Genomic DNA, 21,338 nt, shown 5'->3' with positions numbered 1-21,338 from the left:
ACATAGTTCATGCTCCGTAAATTAAAGTTGCGTCCCATACTTTCATGGATACTGGCCATCTATCTGATGAGTGGTGTGGCATTGTATTTTGTGCAGAAGAAAATAATCTTCCATCCGGAACCGCTGACAGCAGATTATGCTTTCAAATACGACATACCATTTGAGGAAATGCGTATCCGTATCAATGACAAGGAAACGTTAAGCGCTGTCTTGTTTAAGGCAGCGTCGCCGAAAGGTATGGTGATCTATTTTCATGGTAATGCCCGGAATATCTCCAAATATGCGAGCAAAGCGCAGCAGTGCATCGATCATGGTTACAGCGTACTGATGATGGATTATCCCGGCTATGGTAAATCTACCGGGCCGTTAACCGAAGCAACTATCTATGCCAATGCATTACATATGTATGAAGTGGCGAGGAAATTCTTCCCGCCGGATAGTATCATCATCTATGGTAGGTCGTTAGGAACAGGCGTAGCCGCCCAGCTGGCCGCCATCAGGGATTGTAAACGGCTGGTGCTGGAAGCGCCTTACTACAGCATTGTTGACCTGGCAATGCGGATGGCACCCATTTATCCATACCAGTTTATGCTGGAATACAAGTTTCCCACTAACGAATATCTGCCTAAAGTAACAGCGCCCGTTGTGATCATGCATGGGACGGACGATCAGACAATTCCGTTGGCATCTGCTAAGAAACTGGAAAAGCTGCTGAAGCCGGGAGACCGGTTTATTCCTGTTCCGGGCGCCGATCATCGTAACCTGGACAACTATCCTGAGTACCGGAAAGCTTTAGATATCGCGTTGCAGTAATCTACTCTGTCTGGCTGTAACGTGCAGTTCATGCGGTAACCCTATTTTCAGTGCATAGTTTTCATTGGTATGCCCCACGGGGAAGCCGAAACAAACGGGATAATCATAATCCTGAACAATATTCCTGATGATCTCATATTCGGTCTGGCCAAAAGGGGTTTCAGTCTCTTTACTATCGGTAAAAGAGCCGACTACCAGCCCGGCCAGGTCTTCCAGCCATCCGGCCCTTTTCAGATTGTACATCATCCGGTCTATGTTATAACGGTACTCGCTGATATCTTCCAGGAAGAGGATCTTTCCTTTGGTATCGGGCTGTGACTCAGTACCCGAGAGGTTGGCGAGGAGGGACAGGTTACCGCCGATGAGCTGACCGCTAGCCTTGCCGGTGCGGTTCAGGTCGTGCGGTGCGCACGCATAGCGGTAAGGTGTACCCTTAAGTGCCAGGCGAAGGCTGTCCACATACTCATTTTCCACCGTGTCCGGCCTGATGCCGCTGCACATCATGGAGTGGATGGTTGGAATACCGTATTGCTGATGAATGTGCGTATGGAGTACCGTGATGTCGCTATAGCCGCATATCCATTTCGGATGTTTGCGGAACTTCTTGAAATCCAGGTCGTCCAGTATGCATACCAGTCCATAACCACCACGGCCAAAGATGATGGCCTTAATATCAGGATCGTCCAGCATGTCCTGCAGCTCTTCCAGCCGCAGCTCATCCGGAGCGGAAAAATTATGGAAGCTGGTGCCTACCGTAATGCCCAGATGTACCTGGTACCCCCAGGAACTGATCACTCCAGCGGCATATTCTGCTGCCTGCTGGTCCATTTTACTACTACTGCAGGTGATGCCTATAAGATCACCTTTTTTGAGGTACGGCGGAATTCTCATTGTTCTATGCTTTAATTACCTTTGCAGACTATTTGGGGGAGAATATCCCAACCCTGACAGGGCTAAGTTGATAAATACTTTTCGCTCTTCCAAAAGCAAAAACAGAATTTCGATTATTTAAGCATTCTTTAAGCGAACATGGGAAAATTTAACAGATATCTAATAACAGCGGCATTGCCTTATGCCAATGGCCCGGTCCACATCGGCCACCTGGCAGGCTGTTATATTCCCGCCGACATTTACGTGCGCTATCTGCGCGCTAAGAAGGCGGATGTAAAGTTCGTAGGAGGAACAGACGAACATGGAGTGCCTATCACCATCAAAGCGATGAAGGAAGGAGTAACTCCTCAGGATATTGTGGATAAATATCATAAGATCATACATGACAGTTTTACAGACATGGGTATCTCCTTTGATATTTTTTCCCGTACCACTAAACAGATACATCACGAAACCTCAGCGGCTTTCTTCAAAACCATGTACGATAAAGGACTGTTTGAAGAAAAAGTGACTGAGCAGTTTTTCGATGAAACTGCCGGTGTATTCCTGGCTGACCGTTATATCACGGGTACCTGCCCTAAATGTGGCAACCCCAATGCATATGGCGACCAGTGTGAGAAGTGCGGATCTTCCCTCAGCCCTGATGAGCTGATCAACCCGCGCTCTACCCTCAGTAACGCCGTACCTGTCAAGAAACAGACAAAGCACTGGTATATGCCTTTACAGAACTATGAACCATTCCTGAAGGAGTGGCTCCTGGAAGGCCATAAAGAGTGGAAAAATAACGTATACGGTCAGTGTAAAAGCTGGCTGGATAGCGGTCTGCAAAGCAGGGCAATGACCCGCGACAGCAACTGGGGTATTAAAGTGCCGCTGCCTGATGCGGAAGGGAAAGTATTGTATGTATGGTTTGATGCGCCTATCGGGTACATTTCTGCTACCAAAGAGCTGACTGAAAACTGGGCAGATTACTGGTGTAAAGACGATACCAAGCTGGTACACTTTATTGGTAAAGATAATATCGTGTTCCACTGTATCATCTTCCCGGCAATGCTCAAGGCACATGGAGGCTTTGTGCTGCCTGACAATGTACCGGCCAATGAGTTCCTGAACATTGAGGGAGATAAGGTATCGACCTCGCGTAACTGGGCAGTGTGGGTACACGACTATGTAAAGGACTTCCCTGATCAGCAGGATGTACTGCGTTATGTACTAACCAGTACCGCGCCGGAAACCAAGGATAACGACTTTACATGGAAAGATTTCCAGCAGCGCAACAACAGTGAGCTGGTGGATATCTTCAGCAATTTTGTGCATCGTACTATGGTTTTGATGCATAAACTGTGTGGTGGTAAAGTGCCTGCATTCCATCCTGAAGTGAAGGATGAAAAAGACGATGCAGTACTGACCAACTTACTGGCTTCAAAGCAGAAGATCGAAGAGTCTATCGAGAATTTCCGTCTGCGCGAGGCGTTGGCTGAGGTGATAGAGGTATCCCGCCAGGGCAACAGATATCTGCAGGAAAAAGAGCCGTGGATACTGGCTAAAAATGCGGAAGAGAATCAGAAATTGATTGACAACTGTTTGCATTTATGTTTACAGCTGACAGCCAACCTGGCTATCCTGGCAAATCCGTTCCTGCCATTCACTGCAAAGAAGATCTGCCATATGCTGAAAGTGGTGGACCGTATGCTGGATTGGGAAAATGCAGGCAGCCTGAAACTGGTGAGCGTAGGTTATTCTCTGCGTCCGCCTGAGTACTTATTCACCAAGATCGACGACGCCAAGATACAGGAGCAGATCGATAAACTGCATGCTGGTTTGATCAAGCCTGCGGCTCCTGCAGCTGATGCTGCAGCACCTGCAGCGAAGGAAGTGAAGGAAGAGATCCAGTTTGAAGATTTCGCTAAGCTGGACCTGCGTGTAGGTACTATCCTGGAAGCAGAGAAAGTACCTAAGGCGGATAAACTGCTAAAACTGCTGGTCGATATCGGTTCTGAAAAGCGTACCGTTGTATCAGGTATCGCAGCGCATTTTGCACCGGAAGAAGTGGTGGGTAAACAGGTAACACTGGTAGCTAATCTGGCGCCGAGGAAAATGCGTGGTATTGAAAGCCAGGGAATGATCCTGATGGCGGAGAATGCTGCAGGAAAGCTGGTGTTCGTGAATCCGGATGCAGCTGTGGATGCAGGAAGTGAAGTGAGATGATTTAGTTTTTAGAGATATAAAGGCCCTTCAGAGCGTGAGCGCTGGAGGGCTTTTTATTTAGGAAGGAAGTGATAATCGAATATGAGATCTCCTATACTCCGCATCAATTCCTTAAAGGGAGCAATTTTCATTGTATTGATCTTTGGCCTGTCGATATCTTCCCCAAATGAAAGTGTCATGAGATGCATTCTGGCATGACAGTTATTTTTTGCCAAAGGTTTCTCAAACATTTGGTCATACAATGCAAAAGAAAAATCATCCCTGGTAGCAGATGAACTGGTAATCATCACAGCAATAAAAGTATTCTCATGTTGATTCGCCTCAGGTATTGAGAGAACAATGTGTGGATGTGGTTCGCCGTGACTGTTTCCGTAAGGATGAGGGAGAAGATATACGTCACGTTGGTTAACGGTCATATAGTTTATTGATTGTTTTTTTTGAACGGTTAACAGCAAGAGTTGCTTCTTCGGTCTTGTTTGTTAATGGTGGTTTGAGTGTGTTTTTTTGTAATATCCGCAATATGCTATGTAAAACAGTAATAATCTCTGATGTAATATCAAGAGATGGCTGTAATGGTTTAAATCCCGCATGAGGCATATGGCCTTCCAGGATGTCCCTTTGCCCGTAAATATACTCAATCAGTTTTTCAGTGGATGTTATTTCAGCACGCAGATCTGTATCTTTTAACTCAGGTGCTTTCTCCATAAGATAAGCATGCATTTCTTTTAAAATTGCCAGGCGAGCTTGCAGTTTACGATTAGCTTTTTTAAAAGACCAGTTTATTGGGAGAAAATTCCTTAACACGAAATACCAGGAGAGTAGTTTCTTATACCCCCTGTTCTCCTTATATTGAGAATTTAGAACTGAATTTAAGTCAAGACTAATCATTATGTATTTCGAACTTTTATTCGTCTGATAATTAATACAAACGCAGTATTCTAAGTTACAGCTTAATCGCTGATTTCTGTACTTCCGTCATTCACGTCAAAATTATCAAGAATTAAGATATAAGGAAAAACTACAACCTAAATGAATGAACTGAATGACATCTGATTGTATGCAAAAAATGAACAAATCATCATCATCCATTTCCCCCGCTCAAATCCGATCTTTTTTCCTCCTTTATTATTTCCCGATTGCGTAAACCTTTTCTATGACAAGGAGGTATTTTTGCGCTGTTCTATCAACAATCAGCGCGCCGGTCCATCTATTGGACCATCACTCAACATCGTAACATGAATTTCTTCTCCCGGAAACCAGCAGTTAAAAAGAAACGCAGCCTTTTTTATCGTATATCCGCCTGGCTACACCTATGGCTGGGGCTGATCACCGGTATCGTGATGCTCATCGTATGCGTAACCGCCTGCATATGGGTATTTCATGATGAGATTACCAGGTTAATGGAACCGGAAACGGTAATTGCCCGCCAGGATAAACCGGTGATCACTCCGTCACAAGTGAAGGGAATAGCCGCCGCGAAATATCCGGGTAAAAAACCAGGATATGTTACTTATCAACAGGGAACAGCTATTTACCTGAGCCTTGGCGAAGGAAGAAAAGGCAACACGGTGATGCGGCTGAATCCTTACACCGGCCAGGTGATTAGCATAAAGGAAAATAAACCCGGCGAAACTGATTTTTTCCGCTTTATCCTCAATGGCCACCGTTTTCTTTGGATGCCTGCCGAAATCGGCCGTCCGATCGTGAACTACAGTACCCTCATTTTTGTGCTCATCCTCATTACAGGAATGGTATTGTGGTGGCCGCAGAAATGGACGAAAGCTACACGCGATCAGAGTTTTAAGATAAAATGGAAAGCCTCTTTCAAAAGAGTGAACTATGACTTGCATAATGTATTGGGCTTCTATTCATTACTGGTGGTGCTGGCGATGGCGCTGACCGGAATGGTATATGGCATCAAATGGTATAGCAAGGGGCTGTATTGGGTCACTTCCGGCGGACAAACCCTGCCAGATTTCAAGCGGCCGCAGTCTGACTCACTGCAGGCAGGCAAGTTGTATACACCTGAACAGGCAATGGACCTTGTATGGGGGAAAGTACTCAGTAAACATCCGGAAGCAGAAGGATTTTTTTACACTTTCGCAGATACATCCAAACCGAAAGCTGCTATTAATATAACCATTTATCCCACCGTTGGCAAGTTCTATAACAACCGGAGTTATGCCTTCGACCAGCATACGGGGCAGCAGCTCAAGGGCGATAAAGTATTCGAGATCAGTTTCCAGGAAGCTGGCTTTGGAACGAAACTGCGTAAGATGAACTATGATATTCACGTAGGCTCGATACTGGGCTTGCCCGGTAAGATCCTGGCCTTCTTTGGCGCACTGATCGGCGCCAGTTTGCCCGTTACGGGTTTCCTGGTATGGCTGGGACGTAAAAAGAAAGCGAAGAAAAGTGTGGGCAAAAAGCAAGAGACAGCGAAGGCATTGCAGCCAGTTTAAGTAAGCACGCCATTATATTGTTTTCACAGGCCGTCCCGGTACCGGAGACGGCCTGTTCGTTTTTTTCTTCCTTTTGCCTCAAGTCTCCCAAAAAATCATATATTCATTAATCGATATTAACGAAAAGACTCACTACAATGCCTTAGCGCTTGTAGCTTATAAAACGCGTTCTATGAAAAGACACATCAATAAGGTGGCCGTTTTAGGTTCAGGAGTAATGGGTTCTCGTATAGCAGCTCATTTTGCAGGAGTCGGAGTTCAGGTGTTGTTACTGGATATTGCCCCTAAAGAGTTAACTGATACAGAAAAAGCTAAAGGACTGTCGCTGGACAGTAAAGCGGTCAGGAACCGCATCGTAAACGAAGCATTGCAGTCTGCCCTGAAAGCCAACCCTTCCCCCGTATACCAGAAGGATGTGGTAAAGCTGATCCGTACAGGAAATTTTACGGACGATATGAAGGAGGTTGCCAACTATGACTGGATCATCGAAGTAGTGGTGGAAAACCTGGATATCAAGAAGTCAGTGTTCTCAGAAGTGGAGAAATACCGTAAACCCGGTACGCTGATCACTTCCAACACATCGGGTATTCCTATTCATCTGATGGCTGACGGTCGTAGTGACGATTTTAAGAAACATTTCTGCGGAACGCACTTTTTTAACCCACCTCGTTATTTGCGCTTACTGGAAATAATTCCTACACCATATACTGACCCGGAAATAGTAGACTTCCTGATGAACTACGGAGATCTCTATCTGGGTAAAACAACCGTGCTCTGTAAGGATACCCCTGCATTTATTGCCAACAGGGTGGGGGTGTATTCCATCATGGCCATCTTCCACCTCATGCAGGAATTGAAGCTGAATATCGATGAGATAGACACGCTGACCGGACCGGTGATCGGAAGGCCCAAATCGGCTACTTTCCGTACAGCCGATGTCGTGGGAGTCGATACGCTTGTAAAAGTAGCAAAGGGTGTGGCTGATAACTGTCCGCAGGACGAAGCCAGGAATATATTTGTGATCCCTCCATTCCTGCAGAAAGTGGTGGAAAACAAATGGCTGGGCGATAAGACAGGCCAGGGTTTCTACAAAAAGACAAAGGGAGAGGGCGGTAAGGAGATTCTTACGCTGAACCTGGAAACGATGGAGTATGGCCCCCGGCAGAAATCTAAGTTTGCCAGCATAGAGGCCGCCAAACAGGTGGAAGATCTGAAGCAGCGACTTGTCGCGTTATATAATGCAACCGATAAAGCAGGAGAGTTCTATCAGCAGTTCCATGCACATCTGTTCTCTTATATCTCTCACCGGATACCTGAGATAGCGGACGACATCTACAAAGTGGATGATGCCATGAAGGCCGGTTTTGGCTGGGAAATAGGACCCTTTGAATCGTGGGATGTAGTAGGTGTTGAAAAAGGCATTAAGGCAATTGAAGCTAAAGGCCTGAGTGTGGCCCCATGGGTAAAGGAAATGCTGGAAAAAGGCGTTAAAAGCTTCTATAAAGTAGAGAACGGGAAGCGGTATTACTACGATGTTAAGACACATGTTTATAAACTGCTGCCTGGTGCAGATACCTTCGTTATCCTGGAAAATCTTTCCGGTAATGTTGTCTGGAAGAACAGTGCCTGCAACCTGTATGACATAGGCGATGGCGTGGTAGTGCTCGACTGGAAAACGAAGATGAATACCATCGGCGGAGAAGTGCTGGAAGGTGTGAATAAAGCCATTGACAGGGCAGAGAAAGATTTCCGCGGACTGATCCTTGCCAATGAAGGCGCTAACTTTTCTGCAGGTGCTAATGTGGGCATGATCTTCATGTTTGCAGCCGAACAGGAGTATGATGAGCTGGACATGGCAGTACGCATGTTCCAGAAGACCACCATGCGCCTCCGTTATTCTTCTATTCCGGTAATAGTTGCTCCACACGCGCTTACATTGGGTGGTGGCTGTGAGATGTGCCTGCATGCAGATAAAGTACAGGCTGCGGCAGAGTCTTATATCGGACTGGTAGAACTGGGCGTAGGCCTGATACCCGGCGGTGGTGGCACCAAGGAAATGGCATTGCGTGCGGCCGACGAGTTCAAGGAAGGCCGCATAGAAGAGGAGCCGCTGAAAGACAGGTTTATGACCATCGCGATGGCGAAAGTGAGTACTTCTGCTCATGAGGCATTCGATCTGGGCATCCTGCGGAAAGGACATGATGAGATCACGCTGAACCAGAGCCGCCTGATTGCTGATGCCAAACGCAGTATACTGCAAATGGCGGAAGAAGGGTATACACGTCCTGTAGAAAGAAAAGACATTAAAGTACTGGGTCGCACAGCCCTTGGAATGATGCTGACAGGCATCCACAGCATGCGGTTCTCGAACTATATTTCCGATCATGACGCAAAGATTGCCGGCAAGCTCGCATACGTAATGAGCGGAGGGGATTTGTCAGAAGCGTCTTTGGTAAGCGAACAATATCTGCTGGACATTGAAAGGGAAGCATTCCTCAGTCTGGCGGGAGAGCGTAAAACACTGGAGCGGTTGCAGAGCGTGATCAAAACAGGGAAACCAATTAGAAACTAAACCACCTGATGTCGACTATTCTTTCCCTTCAGAACATTTCAAAAAGATATGGTGCCGTACAGGCATTGTCAGGAGTATCATTTGATATTCCCACTAATTGCGTATTTGGCATACTGGGCCCGAATGGGAGCGGAAAAACTACGCTATTGGGCATTGTTACCGACGTCCTGAAAGCGGATGCCGGTTCTTTTACCCTGTTGGATGCGCCACCTTCTGCCCTGCAGCGGCGGAAGATTGGTACCCTCCTGGAAACGCCTAACTTTTACCACTACCTTTCCGGCTACCGGAACCTGCAGATAGTGGCCAATATCAAGCAACAAAGCGAAGCGGACATTCCCAGGGTGCTGGAGCTGGCCGGATTGACGGCCCGCCAGCATTCGGCCTTTAAGACCTACTCCCTCGGTATGAAGCAGCGTCTCGCTATAGCGGCGGCCATGCTGGGAGATCCGCAGGTCCTGATACTGGACGAGCCGACCAACGGACTGGACCCTGTGGGGATAGCAGAGGTCAGGAATCTTATCCGCCAGCTGGCGCTGTCAGGTAAGACTATTATTATGGCCAGTCACCTACTGGATGAAGTGGAAAAGGTATGTACGCATGTAGCCATCCTGAGAAAAGGCCAGCTGCTCGGCTCGGGACCGGTGAATACCGTTGTGTCCAGGGATAATTTTATTGAGATAGGCAGCGCAGACAGCCATGGATTGGCGCAGCTGATACAGCAACATCCTGCATTTGTGGCGCTTTTGCCTGCGGGAGATGGGCTGCTGCAGGTAACCTTCAGGGATTCAGTTGACCCGGCGGCACTGAATAACTGGTGCGCACAGCAGGGCATCTGGCTCAGTCATCTGCAGATGAGCAGAAAGAGCCTGGAAACAGCATTCCTGGAATTAACCAATAACTAATACTCTTCGCATCACACATATGCTGCAAATCATAAAAATAGAATGGCTGAAGGTAAAGAATTACCGCACTTTCTGGGTGTTCATCGCCCTGGGCCTGCTGTCTATTCTGGCACCTAACTTTATCATTCATGATGTCTTCGCCAGGAGAATCCCTAAAGAAGCACAAACGTTGCTGGGGCAATCTATATACGATTTCCCAACGGTCTGGCAGACGGTAAGTAGTGTCGGATCTTATACCTCCGGGATTTTCGGCCTGTTGCTGATCACACTGGTGACCAATGAATTTACCTACAAAACGCACCGTCAGAATATTATTGATGGATGGGAACGTAAGGATTTCGTAATCTCAAAGTTATTCTGGATCGTGACATTGTCGCTGGTAGCGTTTCTGACCTCCCTTATCACGGTGTTCATTTTTGGCGGTTTTTATGGAAAGGCTGCGTTTAGCCTGGAAAACAGCCATTATATACTTTATTACCTGTTGCAGGTGGTTGTATCGCTGTCACTGGCTCTATTCCTGGCAATGGTGGTAAAACGTACAGGGCTTGCAATTATATTATTTATAGGGTATACGATGTTCCTTGAACAACTGCTGGTCTTTATTGCAAAACGCAATTGGGGCAACATTGGTGGCTTATTCCCGCTGCAGGCGGGAGATGAATTGCTGCCCTTTCCTATTGTGGAAAAAGTAGAGAAATTAGCTGGCTATCAGGCACCTTATGATAGCCAGGTATATCTGGTAGTAATGGTCTTATATGTAGGACTCCTGGTAGGATTGGTGTTCACAAGGATGCTTCGTACTGATCTGTAATATAGTATGTTAATTATATGTTATTTGTAAAAGATAAGGTAAAACAGCCGTAATGTTTCACCTATCTTTTGCGTTTTTAGTCTGTTACGCATTATCACACGACCGTGCGTTATGGACTATCAGTTAAGAATATTAAATTTGTCGAAAAGTAAATAGCAACGTTTGTGAAGGGAAACGAGCAGGAAAAGATCATACTTGTTACGAATGATGATGGTGTAACGGCTCCTGGTATCAGGGCCCTGATTGAAGCGGTAAGCCCGCTGGGTAAGGTTGTAGTGGTAGCCCCGGATAGCCCGCAATCGGGTAAAGGACATGCGATCACTATTGGCGTGCCGCTGCGGCTGGACCAGGTGGACATTTTTGAGGGCATTGAAGCCTGGCAATGTTCCGGTACACCGGTGGATTGTGTAAAGCTGGCCCGCGACAAGATCCTGCATCGTCTGCCTGACATCTGCGTAAGCGGGATCAACCATGGTGCCAATCATTCCATTAATGTCATCTATTCCGGCACTATGTCTGCCGCAATGGAAGCCGCGATAGAAGGAGTGCCATCTGTAGGGTTTTCTTACCTCGATTACAGTTTCCATGCAGATTTCTCTTTGTGTAAGGAGGTAGCCTATACGGTAGCTAAAAAGATGCTGGAATCTGAACTGCCGGAAGGTACTTTGTTCAATGTGAACATACCAGTTATAAAAAAGGAAGATTACAAAGGAATTAAGATATGCCGTCAGGCAGATGCGAAATGGGTGGAGGCCTTTGATGAGCGCCGTGATCCGCGTGGTAAAAAATACTACTGGCTTACTGGTGAATTCATTAACCGCGATAACGGAGAGGATACTGACGTATATGCATTGGCCAACAACTATGCTTCCCTGGTGCCTGTACAGTTTGACCTGACAGATTATAAGCTGAAGAAGAAGATTGAGAACGACTGGAAACTCTGATGTGTCATTAACGCACATTATCAAAACCTACTATGTTAAAACGAGATAATCTCCCATTGGGCATCGTGCTGGGTATGTTTACCCCGGTATTCGCCTTTTTCCTGTACTACCTGTTGATTTTCATGCCTAAGCATGTATCCCTGGATGAATTTATTACCCTTATTTTGGGAAACCGCCAGATGTTGCCAAAGCTGATCAGCATCTGTCTTCTCCTGAACGGACTGGTGTTCTATTTCTATACCCGGAGTCGGAAAGACGTAACTGCAAAAGGGATCTTTCTGGTCACCATGCTTTACGCCATCACTATCATCTTCCTCAAATTATTACACGGATAAACCAATGAAGGAGGGAATGAATCAGGAATAATACCTGGTCTGACCAATTGCTGGTTAATTCCTGATTCCTAAGTTATATTTGTCCTATGAAGTATTACATCATCGCCGGTGAAGCTTCCGGTGATCTCCATGGCAGCAATCTGATCAAACAATTGAAACAACAGGACACCGCAGCGGATATCCGTTGCTGGGGTGGCGATATGATGCAACAGGCGGGAGGAACGCTGGTGAAGCATTATAAAGATCTTGCTTTCATGGGATTTATTGAAGTGGTGATGAACATCCGTACAGTACTGAGGAATATGGACTTCTGTAAAAAGGATATCCAGCAGTACCAGCCGGATGTACTGGTGCTGATCGACTATGCAGGTTTCAACCTGCGTATCGCGGAGTGGGCCAAACCGCTGGGATACAAAGTGGTATTTTATATCTCTCCGCAGGTATGGGCATGGAAAGAGAGCCGTGTGAAGAAGATCAGACGGAGCGTTGATAAGATGCTTTGCATCCTGCCATTTGAGCAGGACTTTTATAAGAAATGGGATTATGAGGTAGAATATATCGGTCATCCCCTTATTCAGGTTATAAAGGAGGCAAAAGAAAAGCCTGCCGACAGGCCATTGTCAGATAAACCCATTATCGCCATTCTACCTGGCAGCCGTAAGCAGGAGGTAAGTGTAAAATTACCGATCATGCTCACCATGGCCAGACATTTTCCCGATCATCAGTTCATTGTGGCGCAGGCTCCAAGCCTCGATGACGCTTTTATAGCGGGATTGACAGGGGCGCACCCCAATGTTTCCACCGTTAAAGGACAAACATACAACCTGTTACGTCAGGCAGAAGCTGCATTGGTTACTTCCGGAACAGCCACACTGGAAACCGCTTTGTTCGGAGTACCGGAAGTGGTTTGTTATAAGGGAAGCGCCATCTCTTATTTCTTCGCCAAGCGATTGATCAAGGTGAAATATATTGCGCTGGTCAACTTAGTAATGGACAAACCTGTTGTAAAAGAGCTGATCCAGCATGAGCTGAATGAAGAGAACCTTCTGAAGGAACTGACCTTATTATTGAAAGATTCCACGGTGCGCAACCGTATAAAGACCGATTATGCGGCCCTCTGGTCGAAACTGGGAGAAAAAGATGCCAGTCGCCGGGCGGCAGAAGTGATCTATGCGGAAGCAGGCAGATAACGCCTAAAGAAAGAAAGGAAGCTGCTTATTCGATAAAGTCGGCTCAATGATGACGGCTAAAAAGTTTTACCAGCATTATTATCAATGCGATCAGGAAAACGATAATAGAGATCCGGTTCATACCGTGCATCATATATACATAACGATTCTTAGGTGCAGAGGGATCTTTTTTACCTATGTAGAGGTAGCGTAGTATTTGTTGCCAGATGCTTTTCATAATAATACAAAGATAGTTTTTATACATCTACTTCACCAAGGGCCTGACTCATGAAGCGCTGGGTGTATTACGCTTGCCGGATCACCACAGGGTAATATTCTATAGGAAAGTGGTAAAGGACAATGAGTAATTAAGCGGGAATGTGTATTACTTTGTCAGGATCAGCATTATGAAAATTTTTCCGGAGACGGCGCCTGGTTGTCACTACAACCGAAAGAGCAGGAAGTTTCTAAGTTCTCAGATACATTTAAAAATTAATCATGCGAAAACTATTTCTTTTATTTAGTAGCGCACTATTGGCATTTTCCACAGCCAGCGCGCAGGACCACGGTCTGGAACAGCCCTATATCCCGGAAACCGATCAGGCTGTGCTGCAAAAGCTTGATCAATGGCAGGATTGGAAATTTGGTATGCTGATTCACTGGGGGGCTTATTCCCAGTGGGGTATTGTAGAGTCCTGGAGTATTTGCCCGGAAGATGAGGGATGGACTCAGCGTAAGCCTTATGGTATTCCATATTATGATTACGTAAAGAAATATGAAGAACTGGCTACGACTTTCAACCCTACCAAATTTGACCCTTCCAAATGGGCAAAGGCGGCTAAGGGCGCAGGTATGGAGTATGTTGTTTTCACAACTAAACACCATGATGGTTTTTGTATGTGGGATACTAAACAGACCGATTATGGTATAGCCGGCTCCAAAAGCCCTTTCCGTAATGATCCAAGAAAGAATGTGGCGAAAGAGGTATTTACTGCATTTCAGCAGGAAGGCATCCATACCGGAGCTTATTTTTCTAAACCTGACTGGCACAGTGAATTTTACTGGTGGCCTTACTTCCCTCCGAAAGACAGGCATGTGAACTATGATGTGACAAGGTACCCTGACCGTTGGAAAAACTTTAAAGAGTATACCTATAAACAGATCGAGGAACTGATGACCACCATGGGTAAGATTGAGATCCTCTGGCTGGATGGTGGATGGGTACGCGCCCGCAACCAGGGTGTTAAAAAGGCAAACGACATCACGGCAGCGGAGATCGACACCAGGCCAACCAAACAAAATGAAGATATCGACATGGCCGGTATCGCTAAAATGGCCCGCAGCCATCAGCCTGGTCTGATCGTGGTGGACCGGGCAGTACACGGTCCGTTTGAAAACTACCGTACGCCGGAACAGCAGATCCCGGAAAAGCCGCTGTCCTATCCATGGGAAACCTGTATGACGATGGCCGGCTCCTGGTCATACGTACCGGATGATAGATATAAACCTGTAAATAAGCTCATTCACAACCTGGTAGACATTGTGGCGAAAGGCGGTAACTACCTGCTGAACGTAGGTCCAGGTCCTGATGGGCAGTTGCATGACGAGGCTTATACCACTATGGCTGCCATTGGAGCGTGGATGAAGGTGAACGGGGATGCCATTTATGGTACCCGTTCAATAGCTCCGTACAAAGACGGAAAGGTGTGTTTTACCCGCAAAAAGAATGGTAATGTATATGCCATCTACCTGCTGGATGAAGGAGAAAAATTGCCTGCACAGATTGCATTTGAAGGTCTGAAACCGGCAAAAGGAGCAAAGGTGACCGTACTGGGTGCTAAGGAAAAGATCTCCTGGAAAGCCACTGCTACAGGTACTCAGATTACCATCCCCGCTGCTTTACAGCAAAAAGCATGGCAACATGCAGTTGCTATACAGCTCTCTGCGGTAGCGTCATAAATTGCCGTCAGCAGATGAAATCATAACAGCCTGCAAAAGCTGTGAACAAAAAAAATGGCTGCCTTTGAACAGGCGGCCTTTTTTTTTGTTGTCTAAATAAATGTGTGTAAAAAATCCTTGAAAAACCCCATCCGTTCAATTTGATCCTTAGCATGGCAAACCAAGAAAATTTTCTTCAATAACTAATCATTAACTAAAATGAGAAGTTTATTCGTCAATATTGTAGCAGAGTCATGGTATGACATTGCATGACATTTTATGACATTGTCTGTTAACACAAATTGAACAGGGTATAAAACTTAACGCATGGTAGGTAATGTACAAATTCTCCTTGCAGAAGATGATTATCAATACGGTAATATCATTAAAAAGCAGCTGGAAGCCGTAGGATACCAGGTGGTGCACTGTTTCGATGGTGAGGTAGCCTGGAAGAAGTTTCAAAGAGACGATTTCGATCTTTGTATACTCGATGTGATGATGCCCAAAAAAGACGGCTTCACGCTAGCGCAGGATATCCGTAAAAAGAACGGTATGATACCGATCCTCTTTGTTTCTGCAAAATCGGCCGACGAAGACCGGCTCCATGGTTTCCGCATAGGCGGGGACGATTTTCTGGTGAAGCCCTTCAGCATGCGCGAGCTGATCATGAGGATCAGGGTATTCCTGCGAAGGACCTTGCCCAAAGATGTACCAGGAGACGGCATCTATAAATTGGGCGAAGATGTAAGGTTCAACTATGAAGAAAAGGAACTCCGAAAGACGGGGGGCGAGGCTTTCGCTACCCTGACAAAAAAAGAGGCAAAGGTATTAAGATACCTGGTCGAGAACAGTAACAAACTGGTAAAACGGGATGAGATCCTGCTGAAAGTCTGGGGAAACAGCAGTTTCTTTTCCAGCAGAAGTATGGACGTATTCATTACCCGCTTACGGAAGCATTTTAAAACACAGCCGGGAATAGCTTTGGAAACCCTGCATAATGTGGGTATCAGGCTAAACATCCTGGAGAGCAGCAAAGATAAAAAAGACGAGTCTACGTCAGCAGATACAGATAATCAGGGTGACGACTAGCAAATATCCAAACCCCATAACCACCAAAACAATGACTTACGGCAGAAATGACCAGCCACGCTACCGGCAACAGGGCAATGGCAGTCGTCATGAGAGTGATGAGCGCAATCACCGCACACAAAGACACAACGGGAATCAGTACCGGGCTTCCCGCCCCAAAAACGGATCACGCTTTCCGCCCCGCATCAAACCGCCAAAGGAAGAAAGCAAGATCTATTTCATAGCCCTGCTCCCTAATGCCGAAATTGGTAAGGAGATCATCCGGTTGAAACAGGAGTTTGCCGAAAAGTATGACGCCCGCCGGGCACTCAGGGTGCTGCCGCATATTACTATGCAGGTTCCCTTTACTGCCAGTCCCTCGCTGGAAAAGTGCCTGATACCCGGATTGACGGCATTTGCAGCGTCCATGCAGCCTTTTGAAATAAAACTGAACGGTTTCGGTGGCTTTTCTTTTACCAAACGGAAAGTGTTGTATATCAATGTGGAAAAGAATGCAGGGATCGTACAGCTGCACCAGCAAATGATGGAGTTTCTCCAGAAAGAGTTCGGGTTCAGCCATATGCTGGCCCGCTATGGGTTTAATCCGCATGTATCCCTGGCATTCCGCGATCTGTCCGACCTTGAATTTGAACTGGCTATGGAGGAATACCGGCACCGCCCCTTCGATGCATCCTTCCAGGTCCGCAATCTATACCTGCTCAGGCATAACGGCACCTCCTGGGAGGTGCTGCATAAATGCAGGCTGGGAGGAGCTTAACTAGCACTTTTCTGCCATGCTTCCTATGTAATAAAATCGTAACTTTATTGCAGATGGAAACAGTGGTAGTAAAACAATATAACCTCGACGAGGAACAGGAAAAGAAAGAAATCGTTCGTCATTACCGCGCTTTACTGAGGTCGCTTAAACCCCGTTTGAAGAAAGGAGACCGTGAATTGGTACGTACTGCCTTCGAAATGGCGGCAGACGCACATAAGGAAATGCGCCGGAAGTCCGGAGAGCCTTATATCTTACATCCCCTCGCAGTAGCGCAGATCTGCGTTGACGAGATCGGCTTGGGTGTACGTTCCGCTATTTGCGCCCTGCTGCACGACACCGTGGAAGATACCGAAGTCACCCTGGAAGACGTTGACAGGGCCTTCGGGGCTGAGATCGCCCACATCGTGGATGGTCTGACCAAGATCTCTACCGTGATCGACTCAAACACGAGCACCGCCCAGGCGGAAAACTTCAAAAAGATCCTGCTCACACTGGCAGACGACCCCAGGGTGATACTTATAAAACTGGCAGACAGGATGCATAATATGCGTACCCTGGATAGTATGAGCCGTGAAAAACAGCTCAAAATAGCCTCGGAAACCGTATTTATTTATGCCCCGCTGGCCCACCGCCTCGGCCTGTACAATATCAAGTCCGAGATGGAGGACCTGTCTATGAAGTACACTGAGCAGCAGACTTACCGGGACATCGCCAAACGCCTGAAGGAAACAAAGCGTGAGCGTACCCGTTATATCAATGAATTCATAAAGCCTATCAAGGAGGTGTTGCAGGAGGAAGGTTTCATGTTCGAGATCTACGGACGGCCCAAATCCATTCACTCCATATGGAACAAGATCAAGAAGAAAGGCGTCACCTTTGAAGAAGTGTACGACCTCTTTGCGATCCGTATCATCCTGGATTCTCCTTTGGAAAAGGAAAAGTCAGACTGCTGGAAGGTCTATTCAATTATTACAGACTTTTACCACCCCAGCCCGGAAAGGACACGCGACTGGCTCAGTAATCCGAAATCCAACGGCTACGAGGCTCTGCATGTGACGGTAATGGGTCCGCAAGGTAAATGGGTGGAAGTGCAGATCCGGACCAAAAGGATGAATGACTATGCGGAAAAAGGCCTGGCCGCCCACTGGCGTTATAAGGAGGGTAGCAACCAGAGCGTCAGCACAGAAGCCAAATTTGATCAGTGGTTCACCCAGATCAGGGAGATCCTGAACAACCCGGACTCCAATACGCTGGATTTTCTGGCAGATTTTAAAAGTAATCTCTTTACCGAAGAGATCTATGTATATACACCGAAAGGCGATCTGAAGATATTGCCTGTGAACTCCACTGCCCTCGATTTCGCTTATGCGATCCATAGTGCGGTAGGGAACAAGTGTATCGGCGCCAAAGTGAATTATAAGCTGGTACCTATCAGCCATAAGTTGCGTAGCGGCGATCAGGTGGAGATCATTACATCCAATAAGCAGAAGCCTACGGAAGACTGGCTGAATTATGTTTTAACGGCCAAGGCCAAATCCAAGATCAAAGATGCCCTGAAGGAGGAAAAAAGGAAGGTGGCCATGGATGGGAAGGAACTGCTGGAACGTAAGCTGGACCATCTGAAGATCTCCAATAATCAGCACAACATCAACGAGCTGGTACAGTTCTATAAGCAGCCATCGCCGCTGGACCTGTATTACCAGATCGCCGTTAAGAATATAGACCTGAAGGAACTGAAGCAGTTTACCGTACTGGGAGATAAGCTGGAGGCGCCTAAACCGCCGCCGGTGAAACAGCCGGAACATATCTCGGAAGATCATCTGAAACATCAGATCCCTTCCAAGAAAGATGCAGAACTGATCATCTTCGGGGAAAGTTCAGACAAAATAGCCTACAAACTGGCTAACTGCTGCCGTCCGATTCCGGGAGATGACGTATTTGGGTTCATCACCGCCAGTGAAGGCCTGAAAATCCACAGAACGAACTGTCCTAATGCCGCCCAGTTGCTGGCAAACTACGGCCATCGTGTTGTAAAGACCAAGTGGGTGAAGAACAGGGAGATCTCCTTCCTGACAGGCCTGAGGATCGTTGGTATGGACGATGTAGGGGTTATCCATAAGATCACCAATGTGATCTCCGGTGAGCTGAGGGTTAACATTGCAGGTCTGACCATTGAATCCAGTGAAGGCTTATTTGAAGGGCTGATCAAGGTTTTCGTACATGATAAGGAGGAGCTGGATGAGCTGTTTGAACGGCTGAAGAAACTGGATGGTATTCAATCAGTAAGCCGTCTGGAGGATGAGTAATGCTACCCGAAATTAAGATCTTATAATAATAAGACGGGCTGCAGGGCGTTTATTCCTGTGGCCCGTCTTTTTTTGTGGATTGGCCCCCCGGTTCCTGATTATTAATTCCTAATTCGGATTCGTGCTATTTTTCCTTAATTTTGCCACTTCGTTTTTAAAAATCAATATCAACTCTTATGGTAGATGTTTTGCTGGGCCTACAGTGGGGCGATGAAGGCAAAGGAAAGATTGTGGATTACTTTGCAGGTAAATACGATGTCATAGCCCGCTTTCAGGGTGGGCCCAACGCAGGGCATACTTTATATGTGGATGGCCAGAAGGTAGTATTACATACCATTCCTTCCGGTGTATTTCACAAGAATACCATTAACCTGATCGGTAATGGTGTGGTACTCGACCCTGTGACATTTAAGAAAGAATGTGATAAGATCTCTTCTTTAGGTGTTGATCTGAAAAAGAATCTTTTTATTGCGGAAAGAACGCATATTATCGTACCTTCTCATCGTGCTCTTGACAAGGCCTCAGAAATAGCCAAAGGCAGTGAAAAGATCGGTTCTACGCTGAAAGGTATCGGACCTGCATATATGGATAAAACCGGTCGTAATGGTCTGAGAGTAGGTGATGTGCTGCGCAGCGATTTTAATGAGCGTTATAACAAACTAAAAGAGAAACATCAGCATTTGCTGGCAGGATATGATTTTACTGCAGAAGTAAAGGCTGAAATAGCAAAAGATATTGCTGACTGGGAAGCAGAGTTCTTTGATGCCGTGAACTACCTGAAGCAGATGAATATTGTGAACGGGGAGTATTTTATCAACGAGAGGCTGAAAGCAGGCAAGAAGATACTGGCAGAAGGTGCACAGGGTAGCATGCTGGATGTGGATTTCGGTACTTATCCATTTGTTACTTCTTCAAGTACTATCTCTGCGGGCGTATGTTCCGGACTGGGCGTAGCGCCTAAATGGATAAAAGAAGTGATCGGTGTAACCAAGGCATATTGTACACGCGTAGGTAGCGGACCATTCCCTACCGAGTTGCATGATGCTACTGGTGAGAAACTACGTGCAGAAGGTAATGAGTTTGGCGCCACTACAGGACGTCCACGTCGTTGCGGCTGGATTGATCTTGTTGCCCTGAATTACACCTGTATGCTGAGTGGTGTTACACAATTGGTAATGACTAAAAGTGATGTGCTGGACGCATTCGATGAAGTGTACGCATGTACTGCTTATGAAATCGATGGTCAGCAGACAAAAGCAATGCCATACCAGCTGAATGATACAGAAGTGAAACCTATATGGGAAAAGCATAAAGGATGGAGTGATGAAACAGCAGCCAAAAGCAGGCACTTTAACGAGTTGCCGGCCGAGATGAAATCTTTCGTAAAAGCAGTGGAAAGTTACCTGGATGTACCTGTGAAATTTGTGTCTAACGGACCAGGCAGGGACCAGATTCTGGAGCAGGAAAAAGCTTAAAAAATTACGGAAAAAAATCGGCAAAAAAAATTTGGCTAATACAAAAAACTGTTAAAACTTTACGCAAAAGTAATACGCTAAAGACTTAAGTGAACCTATTATGAAATCAAAATCTGATAACGAAAAAGAGACCAAAAAGACGAGTTCTCCAAAGACCACGAAAGCCACGCCTAAAGCTGCTAGTAAGCCAAAGAAGGAAGAGGAGGACGATGATGAGGATCTGGATGAGGAGGAAACTCCCCGTAAGTCTGCTGCTTCTAAAAAATCAGATAAGTCGCCTTCAAAGTCAAAGAAGAAGAATGACGATGATGAGGATGATCTGGATGATGACGATGATGATGTGGACCTGGACGACGATGATGATAATTGGGGCAAAGGTGATGATGAGGATTATGATCCTGATTTCGAAGAGTTTGACATGCCTAAACCTAAGAGCAAACGTGGCCGCCCTGGTAAAAAGAGCGCAGATGACGATGATGATCTGGGCATCGATGACGAGTTCAAAGACATGGGCCTGTTCAACGACAGGGGTGGCTTTGATGACGATGACGACGATTTTTAAGCATTAAAAGCACGCATTATCAGGATATTTTACGGTTTCCCGGTTAATGATCCAAACTTATTTAAACAGCAAATGTTGAATTGGAGTAATCAGTTCAACATTTG

19 protein-coding genes are annotated in these 21,338 nt (G+C 46.3%); 15 read left to right on the top strand and 4 right to left on the bottom strand.

Annotated features, from left to right (window positions below; all coding sequences use genetic code 11):
- Window positions 1-9: 9 nt before the first annotated feature.
- Complete coding sequence (locus L3C95_RS14200; RefSeq protein WP_236388591.1) at window positions 10-813, top strand: alpha/beta hydrolase; 804 nt, start codon at window positions 10-12, stop codon at window positions 811-813.
- Here L3C95_RS14200 and L3C95_RS14195 read toward each other — a convergent pair.
- Window positions 793-1,704: an LD-carboxypeptidase gene (locus L3C95_RS14195; RefSeq protein WP_236388589.1), complete on the bottom strand. Its 912-nt coding sequence runs from the start codon at window positions 1,702-1,704 to the stop codon at window positions 793-795. The two genes, L3C95_RS14200 and L3C95_RS14195, sit on opposite strands and share 21 nt — an antisense overlap.
- A gap of 138 nt (window positions 1,705-1,842) precedes the next feature.
- Here L3C95_RS14195 and metG point away from each other — a divergent pair, with 138 nt between their 5' ends.
- Entirely contained in the window at window positions 1,843-3,912 is a 2,070-nt protein-coding gene (gene metG / locus L3C95_RS14190) for a methionine--tRNA ligase (RefSeq protein WP_236388587.1), read from the top strand.
- Between the two features lie 53 nt (window positions 3,913-3,965).
- Here the strand turns inward: metG and L3C95_RS14185 are convergent, their stop codons facing one another.
- Together L3C95_RS14185 and L3C95_RS14180 are read right to left on the bottom strand one after the other, a co-directional pair.
- Window positions 3,966-4,328: a type II toxin-antitoxin system PemK/MazF family toxin gene (locus tag L3C95_RS14185; protein ID WP_236388585.1), complete on the bottom strand. Its 363-nt coding sequence runs from the start codon at window positions 4,326-4,328 to the stop codon at window positions 3,966-3,968.
- Window positions 4,318-4,800: a hypothetical protein gene (locus L3C95_RS14180; protein WP_236388583.1), complete on the bottom strand. Its 483-nt coding sequence runs from the start codon at window positions 4,798-4,800 to the stop codon at window positions 4,318-4,320. The genes L3C95_RS14185 and L3C95_RS14180 overlap by 11 nt, the downstream gene beginning before the upstream one ends.
- A 347-nt stretch (window positions 4,801-5,147) precedes the next feature.
- Between L3C95_RS14180 and L3C95_RS14175 the strand changes: the two genes are divergently transcribed.
- From L3C95_RS14175 to lpxB, 7 genes are all read left to right on the top strand, one after another.
- Window positions 5,148-6,374, top strand: coding sequence for a PepSY-associated TM helix domain-containing protein (locus tag L3C95_RS14175; protein ID WP_236388581.1), 1,227 nt, complete (start codon window positions 5,148-5,150; stop codon window positions 6,372-6,374).
- A 172-nt stretch (window positions 6,375-6,546) separates the two neighbouring features.
- On the top strand, window positions 6,547-8,946 hold the full coding sequence (locus L3C95_RS14170; RefSeq protein WP_236388579.1) for a 3-hydroxyacyl-CoA dehydrogenase NAD-binding domain-containing protein: 2,400 nt from the start codon (window positions 6,547-6,549) through the stop codon (window positions 8,944-8,946).
- Between the two features lie 8 nt (window positions 8,947-8,954).
- Complete coding sequence (locus L3C95_RS14165; protein ID WP_236388578.1) at window positions 8,955-9,848, top strand: ABC transporter ATP-binding protein; 894 nt, start codon at window positions 8,955-8,957, stop codon at window positions 9,846-9,848.
- Between the two features lie 19 nt (window positions 9,849-9,867).
- Window positions 9,868-10,659, top strand: a complete 792-nt coding sequence (locus L3C95_RS14160) for an ABC transporter permease (protein WP_236388576.1) — start codon at window positions 9,868-9,870, stop codon at window positions 10,657-10,659.
- A gap of 164 nt (window positions 10,660-10,823) precedes the next feature.
- A complete protein-coding gene (surE, locus tag L3C95_RS14155; RefSeq protein ID WP_236388575.1) occupies window positions 10,824-11,603 on the top strand; it encodes a 5'/3'-nucleotidase SurE in 780 nt (259 codons plus the stop codon).
- A 32-nt stretch (window positions 11,604-11,635) separates the two neighbouring features.
- Window positions 11,636-11,938, top strand: coding sequence for a hypothetical protein (locus L3C95_RS14150; RefSeq protein WP_236388573.1), 303 nt, complete (start codon window positions 11,636-11,638; stop codon window positions 11,936-11,938).
- An 86-nt stretch (window positions 11,939-12,024) separates the two neighbouring features.
- Complete coding sequence (gene lpxB / locus L3C95_RS14145) at window positions 12,025-13,128, top strand: lipid-A-disaccharide synthase (RefSeq protein ID WP_236388571.1); 1,104 nt, start codon at window positions 12,025-12,027, stop codon at window positions 13,126-13,128.
- Between the two features lie 43 nt (window positions 13,129-13,171).
- Here lpxB and L3C95_RS35115 read toward each other — a convergent pair whose 3' ends face one another.
- Window positions 13,172-13,345, bottom strand: a complete 174-nt coding sequence (locus L3C95_RS35115) for a DUF6728 family protein (RefSeq protein WP_188133662.1) — start codon at window positions 13,343-13,345, stop codon at window positions 13,172-13,174.
- A 260-nt stretch (window positions 13,346-13,605) separates the two neighbouring features.
- On the opposite strand from L3C95_RS35115, the gene L3C95_RS14140 reads away from it, so the two are divergent.
- The 6 genes from L3C95_RS14140 (at window position 13,606) to L3C95_RS14115 (ending at window position 21,234) form a co-directional block, all read left to right on the top strand.
- Entirely contained in the window at window positions 13,606-15,066 is a 1,461-nt protein-coding gene (locus tag L3C95_RS14140; protein WP_236388570.1) for an alpha-L-fucosidase, read from the top strand.
- Between the two features lie 306 nt (window positions 15,067-15,372).
- Window positions 15,373-16,134 (top strand): response regulator transcription factor, encoded by a 762-nt coding sequence (locus L3C95_RS14135; protein ID WP_236388569.1) that lies wholly within the window; start codon window positions 15,373-15,375, stop codon window positions 16,132-16,134.
- Between the two features lie 31 nt (window positions 16,135-16,165).
- Window positions 16,166-16,891, top strand: a complete 726-nt coding sequence (locus tag L3C95_RS14130; RefSeq protein WP_236388568.1) for a 2'-5' RNA ligase family protein — start codon at window positions 16,166-16,168, stop codon at window positions 16,889-16,891.
- A 53-nt stretch (window positions 16,892-16,944) separates the two neighbouring features.
- Window positions 16,945-19,197 (top strand): RelA/SpoT family protein, encoded by a 2,253-nt coding sequence (locus L3C95_RS14125; protein WP_236388567.1) that lies wholly within the window; start codon window positions 16,945-16,947, stop codon window positions 19,195-19,197.
- 176 nt (window positions 19,198-19,373) lie between these two features.
- Entirely contained in the window at window positions 19,374-20,672 is a 1,299-nt protein-coding gene (locus L3C95_RS14120) for an adenylosuccinate synthase (RefSeq protein ID WP_236388566.1), read from the top strand.
- Between the two features lie 100 nt (window positions 20,673-20,772).
- Complete coding sequence (locus L3C95_RS14115) at window positions 20,773-21,234, top strand: hypothetical protein (protein ID WP_236388565.1); 462 nt, start codon at window positions 20,773-20,775, stop codon at window positions 21,232-21,234.
- Window positions 21,235-21,338 lie beyond the last annotated feature (104 nt).

This window comes from Chitinophaga filiformis (genome assembly GCF_021646545.1).
Lineage (GTDB): Bacteria > Bacteroidota > Bacteroidia > Chitinophagales > Chitinophagaceae > Chitinophaga > Chitinophaga filiformis_A.
Note: the sequence above shows the minus strand (reverse complement) of the source record. Positions and strands in the feature narration are given on the sequence as shown.

Coding starts and splice junctions, on each gene's coding strand:
- L3C95_RS14150 (WP_236388573.1), top strand. CDS start 11,636: ATGTTAAAACGAGATAATCTCCCATTGGGCATCGTGCTGGGTATGTTT.
- L3C95_RS14185 (WP_236388585.1), bottom strand. CDS start 4,328: ATGACCGTTAACCAACGTGACGTATATCTTCTCCCTCATCCTTACGGA.
- L3C95_RS14180 (WP_236388583.1), bottom strand. CDS start 4,800: ATGATTAGTCTTGACTTAAATTCAGTTCTAAATTCTCAATATAAGGAG.
- L3C95_RS35115 (WP_188133662.1), bottom strand. CDS start 13,345: ATGAAAAGCATCTGGCAACAAATACTACGCTACCTCTACATAGGTAAA.
- L3C95_RS14130 (WP_236388568.1), top strand. CDS start 16,166: ATGACTTACGGCAGAAATGACCAGCCACGCTACCGGCAACAGGGCAAT.
- L3C95_RS14135 (WP_236388569.1), top strand. CDS start 15,373: ATGGTAGGTAATGTACAAATTCTCCTTGCAGAAGATGATTATCAATAC.
- L3C95_RS14115 (WP_236388565.1), top strand. CDS start 20,773: ATGAAATCAAAATCTGATAACGAAAAAGAGACCAAAAAGACGAGTTCT.
- L3C95_RS14170 (WP_236388579.1), top strand. CDS start 6,547: ATGAAAAGACACATCAATAAGGTGGCCGTTTTAGGTTCAGGAGTAATG.
- L3C95_RS14165 (WP_236388578.1), top strand. CDS start 8,955: ATGTCGACTATTCTTTCCCTTCAGAACATTTCAAAAAGATATGGTGCC.
- L3C95_RS14125 (WP_236388567.1), top strand. CDS start 16,945: ATGGAAACAGTGGTAGTAAAACAATATAACCTCGACGAGGAACAGGAA.
- L3C95_RS14195 (WP_236388589.1), bottom strand. CDS start 1,704: ATGAGAATTCCGCCGTACCTCAAAAAAGGTGATCTTATAGGCATCACC.
- metG (WP_236388587.1), top strand. CDS start 1,843: ATGGGAAAATTTAACAGATATCTAATAACAGCGGCATTGCCTTATGCC.
- L3C95_RS14200 (WP_236388591.1), top strand. CDS start 10: ATGCTCCGTAAATTAAAGTTGCGTCCCATACTTTCATGGATACTGGCC.
- lpxB (WP_236388571.1), top strand. CDS start 12,025: ATGAAGTATTACATCATCGCCGGTGAAGCTTCCGGTGATCTCCATGGC.
- L3C95_RS14160 (WP_236388576.1), top strand. CDS start 9,868: ATGCTGCAAATCATAAAAATAGAATGGCTGAAGGTAAAGAATTACCGC.
- L3C95_RS14175 (WP_236388581.1), top strand. CDS start 5,148: ATGAATTTCTTCTCCCGGAAACCAGCAGTTAAAAAGAAACGCAGCCTT.
- L3C95_RS14140 (WP_236388570.1), top strand. CDS start 13,606: ATGCGAAAACTATTTCTTTTATTTAGTAGCGCACTATTGGCATTTTCC.
- L3C95_RS14120 (WP_236388566.1), top strand. CDS start 19,374: ATGGTAGATGTTTTGCTGGGCCTACAGTGGGGCGATGAAGGCAAAGGA.